We start from the raw sequence: 11886 nt of genomic DNA, 5'->3' as shown, positions 1-11886 counted from the left end.
AAAAGCGTCGTGTGACCACGGGCGATGGCACCGCGGTTGGCTATGACCGGCTCGTGCTCTCGCCCGGCATCGACTTCCATCTCGAAGCCCTGCCCGGCTACGACGAGGCCGCATCGGAGACGATGCCGCACGCTTGGAAGGCCGGCGCGCAAACGCTTTTGCTGCGCAGGCAACTCGAAGCGATGCCCGATAGCGGCACCGTCGCCATTGCAATCCCGGCCAATCCCTCACGTTGCCCGCCGGCGCCTTACGAGCGCGCCGGCCTGATCGCGCATTACCTGAAGACGAAGAAGCCGCGTTCGAAAGTTCTGATCCTCGACGCCAAGGACACTTTCTCCCAGCAGCGACTATTTGAAAAAGCGTGGAAGGAGCTCTACGGCGACATGATCGAGCGCATCGCACTGTCGCAGGGCGGCCGCGTCACCTCGGTCGATCACGCGACGAGAACCATCGTCACGGAGTTCGGCAACTACACCCCTGATGTCGCCAATGTCATTCCGCCGCAGCGCGCGGGGCGCATTGCCGGGATCGCGGGCGCTGCGGATGCGACCGGCTGGTGTCCGATCGATCCCGTGACCTTCGAGTCGAAGCTCGTCAAGAACATCCACGTCATCGGCGATGCCTGCCTCGGCGGCGGGATTCCAAAATCGGCCGCCGCTGCAAGCGCGCAGGGCAAGGCCTGCGCTGGCGCGATCGTCAACCTGCTCGCGGGCCGCGCGCCGGAGACGCCACGGCTCACAGGGGTCTGCTACAACATCGTCGCGCCCGGTTACGGCTTCTCGCTCGCCGCCAACTACCAGCCTAGGGGCGACATCTTCGCCGAGGTCGAGGGCGGCGCGACCAGCCCGGTCGACGCGCCGCCCGAGCTGCGCGCCCGCGAAGCCGCCGAGGCCCAGCGCTGGTTTGAGACCATCACGGCGGACACTTTTGGCTAGAGCAATGATGGAACGGGCCTGCCGCCATGACCCCAGTGCGCCCCCTCACCCGCCTGCCGGGGAGGGTTGGGGAGAGGGTGTCCCCACAATCGAGAACCCCCAAGAGGAAAGAACCCTCACCCGCCGCTGCGCGGCGAGCTCTCCCACAAGCGGGAGAGGTAAGAGGAGTGCGCGGCTCGATATCTCGTCACACATTCCATCGATTGTCGCTGCGGTGATCACGCTAAACCTTGCACTTGCCGCCGGCGCGAGAGCCGAAGAACTCCTGCCCTACAACATCGTCGGCGACGGCATTCCAGCCTCGCTCACAGGCTCCCCCGGCGATGCCGCGCGCGGACGCGCGCTGGTGCTCGCGCGCACAACGACCTGCATCCTCTGCCATTCCGGCCCATTTCCGGAAACCCGGTTCCAGGGCGACCTCGCGCCCGATCTCACAGGCGCCGGGAACCGGTGGTCGGCGAGCCAGTTGCGGCTTCGGCTGGTCGATGCCTCGCGCTTCAACCCGGAGACCATCATGCCGTCCTATTACCGCACCGACGGCCTCGTTCGCGTCGGACGCAATTTCGCCGGCAAGCCGATCCTGTCGGCTGCGGAGATCGAGGACATCGTGGCCTTTCTTGCAACGCTTCGGGACTAGGTTCATGCCAACCACGCGACGACAATTCCTGAGGCTCGCCGGAGGCGTGACAGTCGCCGGCACGATGCCGATCGTCACGCTGCGGCCGATCGAGGCAACACCGGCGATGCTCAACACCGCGATCCGCAACGTCGTCGGTGAAGCCCAGATTCGTAACGGCAAGGTCAAGCTCGACATTCCGCCGCTGGTCGAGAACGGCAACACGGTGCCGATGACGGTGAGCGTCGCCAGCCCGATGACGGCGGACGACCACGTCAAGAGCATCCACGTCTTCAACGAGAAGAACCCGCAGCCGAATATCGGCAACTTCCATCTCGGCCCCTCCTCCGGCCGGGCCGAGGTCTCGACCCGGATTCGGCTCGCCGACACCCAGAAGGTGGTCGCAATCGCGCGTCTCTCCGACGACACGTTCTGGCAGGTTGCCGCCGACGTCGTCGTGACTCTGGCCGCCTGCACCGAGGAGATGAACTGATGGCCGCCCTCATCAACGTCCCGGCAAAGGCCAAACGCGGCGAGATCATCGAGATCCGCACGCTGACCTCGCACATCATGGAGACCGGCTTCCGCCACACCGCCGACGGCAAGCTGGTGCCGCGCGACATCATCACGAGCTTTGCCTGTCGTTACAACGGCATCGAAATTTTTCGCGCCGACCTGTTTCCGGCGATCGCGGCGAACCCATATTTGTCGTTCTTTACGGTCGCCAGGGAAAGCGGCAAGTTCGAGTTCGAATGGATCGGCGACAATGGCTATTCGTCCACCGCATCGGCATCGATCACGGTCGAATGATGTCTTGGCGCGCGATGGCGGCGGCGACATTGTTGGTTGCGGCGGCCCCGGCCCTGCTCGCCGGCGAAATCGCGCCCGATGCGCGCCGGTCCGGCTATTCCTTCATGGGGCCCGACACACGGGCGATGCAGGACGACGACACCTCCAATCCGGGAATGCTGTTCGTGCTCGATGGCGAGGCGCTGTGGGCGAAGAAGACCGGCAGCGCCGACAAAGCCTGTGTCGATTGTCATGGCGATGCGCGCAGCAGCATGAAGGGCGTTGCCGCACGCTACCCGGCCTTCGACAATGCGCTCGGCCGTCCCGTCACGCTCGACCAGCGCATCAATCTCTGCCGGGCCAATCATCAGCAGGCAACACCGCTGCCCTACGAGAGCCGCGATCTGCTGGCATTGTCCGCCTTCACCGCCCACCAGTCGCGCGGCACCCCGATCACGGCCGGTGACGATCCGCAAGCCAAGCCCTTTGTCGAGCAGGGCCGCGCGCTGTACATGCAGCGCGAGGGGCAGCTCAACCTCGCCTGCACCAACTGCCACGACGACAATTTCGACAAGCGCCTGGCCGGGGCGCCGATCACGCAAGGACAGCCGACCGGCTATCCGCTCTACCGGCTGGAATGGCAGACGCTGGGATCCCTTGAGCGCCGGCTGCGCAGCTGCATGACCGGAGTTCGCGCCCAGGCCTATGACTACGGTTCGCCCGAGCTGGTCGCGCTCGAGCTCTATCTGATGTCGCGGGCGCACGGCCTGCCGATGGAGACGCCGGCCGTACGTCCCTGAAACAGGAGCGGCCGGGCCATTGCCCGGCCGGTCCGCCGAATTGAAAGCCGCGCCTACTCCGCCGGAGCGGCCGACATTTCCGGATGCGCGGCATAGTGTTCGCTGGCGCCGAGCTTGCTGGCCGCGAACAGGCCGGCTGCCATCACGGCGTAGGCGAACGCCACTGCGGGCGTGACGCCCAAGCCGCCGCCGATGCCGACGGCTTCGCCGTGCATGAAGCCGAAATAGGTGAGCACGGCACCGACCAGAGCAAAGCCTGATGCCTTCTCGAAATCGCGCTCGATGATGAAGACGCCGATCGCGCCGAGGATCAGACCGCCGAGGATGGAGCCGCCGCCCATCACCTCCAATCCGTGATAGAACACGCCCTGCTGCGGCAGCGCGGCGATGGCGGCAGCCTTGACCGCGTCGGCCTTGTCGGCGGCGAGCCCGCCGACGCTGGTTGCCGCCATCATTGTCGAGCCCAGCATGGTGTCGATCTGTAGCTTGGCCCAGGCGGCAAGATGTGGGGTCAGCGCCAGCACGATCGCGGGCGCATGCTTCACCGGCGTGGTCTGGAACGCCTGCGCGCCGATCAGCATGCCGATGTAGAGCAGGATCGGCGAGATCGCGACGACGGGCACGAGTGCCAGCAGGACCGAGATGATGCCGAACCAGGCCAGCACGACCACCATGATGCCAGTCGCTGCCGAGTAACCGATCCGGCCGCCCATCGCCTTCCAGCCGGGATGGCCGATGTAGACGGCGTTGATGAAGGGATTGCCCATCAGGCAGCCGATCAGGCTGACGACGCCGTCGGCGGTCAGCACGCGCGTGGTCGGATATTCGTCGCCGGCAGCCTCGGCGCTCTCGACATTGTCCATGGCCTCGACGAGGTCATAGATGCCGAACGGGATGGCGGTGACCAGGATGATGCCGAGGAATTCGAAGCCGGAAAAAACATACCCGACCGCCGGGATCGGCACCGAGAAGCCGAAATTGGCAAACGCAGCGCCGACGCCCTTGAGGCTCAAGCCGCCAAGGCCGAGCCCGAACAGGTTCGAGCCCCAGGCGATGATCATGCCGGCGGCAATGGCGACGAGACCTGCGGGAATCCCGCGCCAGTATTTCACGCCGCCGAACCAGCTCACCAGGATGATGGCGAAGCAGACCAGCCCGATCTGCGGCGTCATGTACATTTCAAGTGCGGGCCGCATCGAGATGAAGGTGACGGAGACGCCGGCAAGCGTGCCGAGCAGCGCCGCGCGCGGCGTGATCTTGCGGATGAAGGGCGCAATGAAGCCGCCGATCATGAGGATGAAGCTCTGGAAGAACACCCAGACGAGGCCTGCGGACCAGCCCTTGAGCGGATCACCGGTCTTCAGCGTGATCGGCAGCATGATCACGAAGGTGACGATGAACATGTGCGGCACGCTGACGCCCGAGGGCAGCGCGCAGACATCGTTGCGGCCGGTCTTCTGCGCAAGCCGGTAGGCGAGGTACGCATAATAGAAGGTGGACAGGCACATCATCAGCCCGAGGGCGGGCAGGATGCGGCCGAACACCAGACTGTCCGGCATCTTCAGCACGAAGCGCAAGAGGCCCGTGAGCACCAGCATGTTGACGAGGATGTTGGTGCCGAAGCCGAAGAAAGCGTTCCAGTCGCCCGATGTCCATAGCGCCGGCTTGAACCCGGACGTATTGATCTCAGATTTGCCGGCCGCCGTGCGCGTCAATGTGCTCATGATGTTACCCCTATGTGGTCGAAACCTTCATCGCCTCCAGGACTGCGGCTGAGTTCGCAACCCAGCCGAAAATGCCGCCCTGGGCCTTGATCATCTTCAGGCCCATCTCGTGAAATTCGGGGAAGTAGGATGCGCAGCCGTCGGAGATGACGACGCAGCGATAGCCGCGGTCATTGGCCTCGCGCACGGTGGTGTTGACGCACACTTCCGTCGTGACGCCGCACACCAGCAGGTTCTCGATGCCGTACTTCTCGAGGACGTCGCCGAGCTCGGTGGCGTAGAAGGCGCCCTTGCCCGGCTTGTCGATCACGATTTCGCTGTCGAGCGGATAGAGCTCGGGAATGATGTCGTGGCCGGCCTCACCGCGAATGAGAATGCGCCCCATCGGACCGGGATCGCCGATGCGAAGGCTCGGCGCGCCGCGTTCGACCTTCGCCGGCGGCGCGTCGGAGAGATCGGGCAGATGTCCCTCGCGCGTGTGGATGACCAGCATGCCGGTGTCGCGCGCCGCCGTCAGCACCGCGCCGATCGGCTTCACCGCGCGTGCAAGCTGGCTGACGTCGTTGCCGAGCGTTTCGCCGAAGCCGCCGGGCTCCATGAAGTCGCGCTGCATGTCGATGATGAGAAGCGCGGTGGCGGGCCAGTCGAGCTTGATCGGCTCGGGCTCTGCGCCGATGACGCCCTTTGTCGGCTTGGCTGAGTTCAACATGACGCAGGCCCCGCAAGAACTCTCTTGGCCAGGAGTTCTGCAAGCGCCGTGCCATTGTGTACAATTGCAGTGGGGTGCGGGTGACGAGGAAATCCGTTGTATAGTCAGAATGTTACGCCGGCGATCGATTTCTGCTTATTCCCTGAGCGACGGCTTTGCGACGTGCATTTGCCTAGAGGTTGAGCGCTCTCCACTGGTCATTCCGGGTGGCGCGAAGCGTCGAGCCCGGAATCCATCGGGCGCCAAAGTCCGCGGTAAAATGGATTCCGGGCTCGCGCTGAGCGCGCCCCGGAATGACGAGGAGACTACCGCCCTGCCCCATACAGCCGCCGATACTCTTCCTCGTACGGCGCGTAAGAGTCCTTCAGCGTCGCCATATTCAGCAACATGGTCGCGACCATCGTGCCCGCCTTGTCGAACACACGTGTCTTCACCCAGGCGCTTTCGGTGCGGCGGCTGCCGGAGAGCGCGACGACCTCGCGCTCGACTTCGTACTCCTCGTCGACGAAGAGCGGGCCCTTCACAAGCCTGATCTCCTGATCGGCAAACAGGCCGACGGCCGGCCCCTTGGCCGGCAGCGGATCGTCCTTGGAGCGGTACTGGAACAGCACGCTCAGCATCTCCATCGGGATGAAGGGCTTGCCCCACGGATTGTCCGCGCCCGAATAATAGGGCGAGTTCTCGGTGATGACGGCGAGCTTCTGTCGAAGGGAAAACGGATAAAGGTCGCCCATGTTCTGGTCGAACGCCATGCGCACCGCCTGACGCTTGCCGGTCTGCGCCACCTTCACATCGCGCAAGATCACGGGATCCGTGAGCGGCTTGAGCTCGCCGAGGCGCGCCTCGAGCGCGGTCGCAACCGACGCATCGCCGACCGAGGCCGTGCCGCGCAGCACCTCGGTGCCGTCGCGCTTGACCATCTGAATTCGGCACTGGCTCGTGCCGGGCAATGGCTTCGACAGGATCGCCTGCACCTCCTCACCTTCGTAGCAGACACTGCGATAATGCGCGGACAGGCAGCCCGTCTCGAACCAGGCACGTCCCCAGAGCCGTTCGCCGAGCGGCGCGAACTGGCTGAAATGGGTCGGCCCTTCGATGGTGCCGCCCTTGAAGCCGAGCTTCTGGGCGGTTGCGTCGTCGTGGATCGAGGCGTGCGCGTCGTAGGTCTGCGCTTGCAGCATCTGCCGCGGCTGGCGCCACGGCCCGATCAGCGCTTCGGCCGTCTCCGTGATCTCGGTATCGAATGCGTTTGCGGCCATGATGTTCTCCACAATCAGCCATGACTAGCAGGACCGCCACGGATGCGGCCAGCGATATTGACTTCGCCGGCCCATGCTTTTGACTGTCACAATTCGCGTCGCGCAGCCGCAATCCCTCCCGCAGCGCAAACCCCAAGCCGTATTCAAGCCGAACGAAAGACAAGGACTCCCGAAATGACGCTGATGCAGGTCGAGCTGGACGATAAATACCGGCTCGAATCGAAGCGGATCTTCCTGTCCGGCACCCAGGCTCTGGTCCGCCTGCCCATGTTGCAGCGCGAACGCGACCGGCTCCAGGGGCTCAACACCGGCGGCTTTATCTCGGGCTATCGTGGTTCCCCGCTCGGCATGTACGACCACGCGCTGTGGCGGGCGAAGTCGTACCTCCAGCAGCACGACATCGCCTTCGTGCCCGGCCTGAACGAGGACTTGGCTGCAACCGCCGTGTGGGGCAGCCAGCAGGTTGGCCTGTTTCCCGGCGCCAAGGTCGATGGCGTGTTCGGCATCTGGTATGGCAAGGGCCCCGGTGTCGATCGCTCGGTCGATGCGCTCAAGCATGCCAACGCGGCCGGCACTTCGCTCAATGGCGGCGTGCTGGCGCTCGCCGGCGACGACCATGGCTGCCAGTCCTCGACCTTGGCGCATCAGAGCGAGCAGGTGTTCGCGGCGGCGCTGATCCCCGTGATCAATCCGGCAACGCTGCAGGACTATCTCGACCTCGGCCTCTATGGCTTTGCGCTGTCGCGTTTCTCCGGCTGCTGGGTCGGCTTCAAGGCGATCAGCGAGACCGTCGAGAGCTCCGCGTCGATCTATAGCGATCCTGAACGTATCCAGATCAGGCTGCCCGACGACTTCGAGATGCCGCCCGGCGGCCTCAACATCCGCTGGCCCGATCCACCGCTCGAAGCCGAGAAGCGCCTGTTCGGCCCGAAGATGGAAGCGGTGCAGGCCTTTGCCCGCGCCAACCAGCTCGACCGCATCGTGCTCGATTCCAGGCCGGCGCGGCTCGGCATCGTTGCGACCGGCAAGGCCTATCTCGATCTGCGGCAGGCGCTCGCTGACCTCGGGATCACCGACAAGGACGCGCAGGATCTCGGCCTTCGCATCTACAAGGTCGCGCTGACCTGGCCGCTGGAGGAAAGCGGCGCCAGGCGTTTCGCCGAAGGTCTTCAAGATGTACTGGTGGTCGAGGAGAAGCGCGGCTTCATCGAAGACCAGCTGATGCGCATCCTCTACAATATCGATGCGTCCCGGCGCCCGACCGTCACGGGCAAGCGCGACGAGCGCGGCGCGCCGCTGCTGCCGAGCGAGGGCGAACTGACGCCGACCATCGTCGCGTCCGCGCTCGTCGCTCGCCTGCGCAAGCTCGGCCATCACAGCCCGGTTCTGGAACAGCGCCTTGCCCGGCTCGAGGCGTTCGACCACCCCGTCACCACCAGCGCGCCGATCAAGCTCGCGCGCACGCCGTTCTTCTGCTCGGGCTGCCCGCACAACACCTCGACGCGCGTGCCCGAAGGAAGCCGCGCCATGGCCGGCATCGGCTGTCACGGCATGGCCCTGAGCATGCCGACCCGCCGCACCGATCTGATCTCGCATATGGGCGCCGAGGGCGTGAACTGGATCGGCCAGTCGCCCTTCACCACCGAGAAGCACATCTTCCAGAACCTCGGCGACGGCACCTACACCCATTCCGGGCTTCTCGCGCTTCGAGCGGCATCGGCCGCGGGCATCAACATTACCTACAAGATCCTCTACAACGACGCCGTCGCCATGACCGGCGGCCAGCCGGCTGAAGGCGCCTTCAACGTCGCGCAGATCGCGCATCAGGTCTGGTCTGAAGGCGTCAAGCGGCTCGCAATCGTCTCGGACGATCCCACGAAGTATCCTGCCGGGAATTACTTCCCGCAGGGCGCGACCGTCCATCACCGCCGCGAGCTCGACGCCGTGCAGCGCGAGCTGCGCGACATCAAGGGCCTCACCGTCATCATCTACGACCAGACCTGCGCCGCCGAGAAGCGCCGCCGCCGCAAGCGCGGGCTGTATCCTGATCCCGCCAAGCGCGCCTTCATCAACGAGCTGGTCTGCGAAGGCTGCGGCGACTGCTCGCAGGCCTCGAACTGCGTCTCGGTGCAGCCGCTGGAGACCGAGTTCGGCCGCAAGCGCCAGATCGACCAGTCGAACTGCAACAAGGACTTTTCCTGCGTCGAGGGCTTCTGCCCGAGCTTCGTCACCGTGCATGGCGGCACGCTGAAGCGGATGAAGACCTCGGCGGTCGATTCCGGCCAGCTGTTCGCCGATCTGCCGCTGCCGCCCGCGCGCGAGCTCGACGGCCCCTACAACATCCTCGTCACCGGCATCGGCGGCACCGGTGTCATTACCATCGGCGCGCTGCTCGGCATGGCCGCCCATGTCGACGGCCGCGGCTGCTCGGCGCTCGACTTCACCGGCCTGTCGCAGAAGAACGGCGCCGTGATGAGCCATGTCCGCATCGCACAGAGGCCGGAGGACATCTCCGCGGTCCGCATCACCACCGGCGGCGCCGACGTCATCCTCGGCTGCGACATGATCGTCTCGGCAGGTCCCTCCGCGCTTAGCCGCGCCGAGCGCGGCGTGACCAAGGCCTACATCAACGCCGACCTGCAGCCGACCGCGAGCTTCGTGCAAAACCCCGATCTCGACTTCGAGATGGGCACGATGCAGACCGTGCTGCGCGACGCCATCGGCGACAAGAACCTCGACATCATCGACGCCAGGGGCATTGCCGCGGCGCTGATGGGCGACAGCATCGCGACCAACCCCTTCATGCTCGGCTTCGCTTTCCAGAAGGGCGCGATCCCGCTGTCGCTGGAGGCCCTGCTCCGCGCCATCGAGATCAACGGCGCCGCGATCGAGATGAACAAGCTCGCCTTCACCTGGGGGCGGCTCGCCGCCCACGACATGTCGTGGGTGCGCAGCGTGCTGCAGTTCAAGAACCGGGCGTCCGCGCCGACGAAGTCGCTCGACGACATCATCGCGACCCGCGTGGAGTTTTTGACCGCCTATCAGGACAGGGCGTATGCCGATCGTTACCTTGCGGCCGTTGCCAAGGTACGTGAGGCGGAGAGCGCAGCCTCGCCCGCATCCACGGAGCTGACCGAGGCCATCGCGAAGAACCTGTTCAAGCTGATGTCCTACAAGGACGAATACGAGGTCGCACGACTCTACACCGACGGCAGCTTTGCCAGGAAGGTGTCGGAAAAGTTCGACGGGGACTTCACGTTGAAGTACCACCTCGCCCCGCCGATCTTCGCGCAGCGCGACAAGGTGACGGGTCGGCTCCAGAAACAGGAATTCGGCGGCTGGATGATCCATGCCTTCCGCGTTCTCGCAAAGCTCAAGTTCCTGCGCGGCGGCCTGTTCGATCCGTTCGGCCGCACCGAGGAGCGCCGGACCGAGCGGAAGCTGATCGCGGATTATCTTGGCATGATCGATCAGCGGATCGCCGGGCTGAAGGCGGAGCAGATCCCGCTGCTCGCACGGCTCGCGCGTGTGCCGGAAACGATCCGCGGCTTCGGCCATGTCAAGGAAGCCAACATCAAGCTGGCGGCGGCCGAGACGGCGCGGCTGGAAGCGGAGCTGGAAAACAGCCGCTTTGCAGCAGCAGCGGAGTAACCGTTAGAAGGGCGAAGGCTTCTCGTCGTCATTGCGAGGAGCCCTTGCGCGACGAAGCAATCCAGAATCCCGCCGAAGAGACAGCCTGGATTGCTTCGCTTCGCTCGCAATGACGGAAATTGTGGAGACAGAGGAGACGACAGTCAGGCAGATGCTTTCGTGGCACCCGACGCCGCCACGCTCCCCTCAGCAAGATGCCGCCCCGCGATGTACCCGAACGTCAGCGCCGGCCCGAGGGTGATGCCCGGACCCGGACAATTGCCGTTCATGATCGAGGCCATGTCGTTGCCGCAGGCATAGAGGCCCGCGATCGGCGTGCCATCCTTGCGCAGCACCCGCGCCTGCGCATCCACCGTCATGCCGATGGCTGTGCCGAGATCCGCCGGATAGATGCGCAGCGCGAAGAACGGCGCGCGGACGATCGGCGCGACGCAAGGATTGGGCCTGAGTGTGGCATCGCCGAGGTGGCGCTGATAGGTGGTGCTGCCGCGACCGAATTCGGGATCGCGCCCCTCCTTCGCATCGGCGTTATAGGCCGCAATCGTGGCCGAGAGCGTAGACGGCTTGATGCCGATCTTCGCCGCCAGCTGTGCAACGTCAGGGGCCCGGATCAGTTCGCCGCTTGCGACATAGCGCCGGACACGGCGTGTGAACGGCTTGATACGGCCGAGGCCATAGCTCCACAGGAAATCGCGGTCGCAGATCAAGTAAAATGGAAGATCCGGCTCACCATTGCCATCGCGGAACATTGCGAGCACGAACTCGTGGTAGGACAGCGCCTCGTTGACGAAACGCCTGCCGGCCGCATTGACGGCGATCACGCCGGGCTTGGCGCGGTCGGTCACCATGTGCGGGAACACGCCGCGGCTGCCATCGGTGCGGCGGAACAGCGAGACCGGGACCCAATAGGCGGCGCTCGTCGCGTCGGTATTGAGCGCTGCACCGGCCGCAATCGCGAGCCGAATCCCGTCGCCCGTACCCGACGCACAGGCTGCTGAGATGAAGCCTGCCCCGGCCGGGAAGAAGCGTTGGCGCAAGCTGGCATCGTACGAGAAGCCACCAGTCGCGAGCACCACGCCGCGGCGCGCCGCGATCAGGCGGTCGCGGGCGCCGTGGCGGATCACCACACCGGCGACATGCTCGTCCCGCATCGACAAGTCCTCGACACCGGCGCTGAAGAGGATCTCGACCCGCCGCGCCAGCAGCGTGGCATACAGCTGCGCGGCGAGCGCATTGCCGGGATGCAGTATCGTGCCGTGCGGCGATCGCAAGCGTTGCCACGCATACGAAGAAAACAACTGCGCCGCACGCAAGGTCGAGCGCAGCGACGTTCCGATCCGGCCTAGATGCGAAATGTCGAGGCGGTTGACCATCATCCCGCCGAACCGCGGGCACTCCGGCGG

General features: G+C 65.2%; 10 protein-coding genes. 6 read left to right on the top strand and 4 right to left on the bottom strand.

Translation table 11 applies throughout. The features are described 5' to 3' along the window. The 5 genes from IC50_RS30505 to soxA form a co-directional block, all read left to right on the top strand. Positions 1 to 935 (top strand): NAD(P)/FAD-dependent oxidoreductase (locus IC50_RS30505; protein WP_035713762.1); only part of this gene is annotated, 935 nt, incomplete at its 5' end. Positions 936 to 1149: 214 nt separating this feature from the next. After that, positions 1150 to 1572 (top strand): sulfur oxidation c-type cytochrome SoxX, encoded by a 423-nt coding sequence (soxX, locus tag IC50_RS30500; RefSeq protein ID WP_244429681.1) that lies wholly within the window; start codon positions 1150 to 1152, stop codon positions 1570 to 1572. A 4-nt stretch (positions 1573 to 1576) separates the two neighbouring features. After that, positions 1577 to 2044 (top strand): SoxY-related AACIE arm protein, encoded by a 468-nt coding sequence (locus IC50_RS30495; protein WP_035713754.1) that lies wholly within the window; start codon positions 1577 to 1579, stop codon positions 2042 to 2044. Then, on the top strand, positions 2044 to 2361 hold the full coding sequence (gene soxZ / locus IC50_RS30490) for a thiosulfate oxidation carrier complex protein SoxZ (RefSeq protein ID WP_035713751.1): 318 nt from the start codon (positions 2044 to 2046) through the stop codon (positions 2359 to 2361). The genes IC50_RS30495 and soxZ overlap by 1 nt, the downstream gene beginning before the upstream one ends. Beyond that, entirely contained in the window at positions 2358 to 3140 is a 783-nt protein-coding gene (gene soxA, locus IC50_RS30485) for a sulfur oxidation c-type cytochrome SoxA (RefSeq protein ID WP_035713749.1), read from the top strand. Before soxZ ends, soxA begins: the two co-directional genes overlap by 4 nt. Positions 3141 to 3193: 53 nt before the next feature. Here the strand turns inward: soxA and IC50_RS30480 are convergent, their stop codons facing one another. The 3 genes from IC50_RS30480 to IC50_RS30470 all read right to left on the bottom strand — a co-directional run bounded on the left by IC50_RS30480 (position 3194) and on the right by IC50_RS30470 (position 6832). Continuing rightward, positions 3194 to 4864, bottom strand: coding sequence for a hypothetical protein (locus tag IC50_RS30480; protein WP_035713746.1), 1671 nt, complete (start codon positions 4862 to 4864; stop codon positions 3194 to 3196). Positions 4865 to 4874: 10 nt separating this feature from the next. After that, the gene (locus IC50_RS30475; RefSeq protein ID WP_035713742.1) at positions 4875 to 5573 is read right to left on the bottom strand and encodes a cysteine hydrolase family protein; all 699 of its coding nucleotides are present in this window, start codon (positions 5571 to 5573) and stop codon (positions 4875 to 4877) included. A 305-nt stretch (positions 5574 to 5878) separates the two neighbouring features. Next, positions 5879 to 6832 carry a hypothetical protein gene (locus IC50_RS30470; RefSeq protein ID WP_035713738.1) on the bottom strand — a complete coding sequence of 318 codons (954 nt, stop codon included), beginning with the start codon at positions 6830 to 6832 and terminating at the stop codon, positions 5879 to 5881. A gap of 174 nt (positions 6833 to 7006) precedes the next feature. Here IC50_RS30470 and IC50_RS30465 point away from each other — a divergent pair, with 174 nt between their 5' ends. After that, the gene (locus IC50_RS30465; RefSeq protein ID WP_035713734.1) at positions 7007 to 10483 is read left to right on the top strand and encodes an indolepyruvate ferredoxin oxidoreductase family protein; all 3477 of its coding nucleotides are present in this window, start codon (positions 7007 to 7009) and stop codon (positions 10481 to 10483) included. 143 nt (positions 10484 to 10626) lie between these two features. On the opposite strand, the gene IC50_RS30460 is transcribed toward IC50_RS30465, so the two are convergent. After that, on the bottom strand, positions 10627 to 11886 hold a 1260-nt coding region (locus IC50_RS30460; RefSeq protein WP_035713757.1), incomplete at its 5' end, for an FAD-binding protein.

The organism is Bradyrhizobium genomosp. I (2014), from assembly GCF_000261685.1.
In the GTDB taxonomy this organism is placed as follows: Bacteria; Pseudomonadota; Alphaproteobacteria; order Rhizobiales; family Xanthobacteraceae; genus Bradyrhizobium.
Note: the sequence above shows the minus strand (reverse complement) of the source record. Positions and strands in the feature narration are given on the sequence as shown.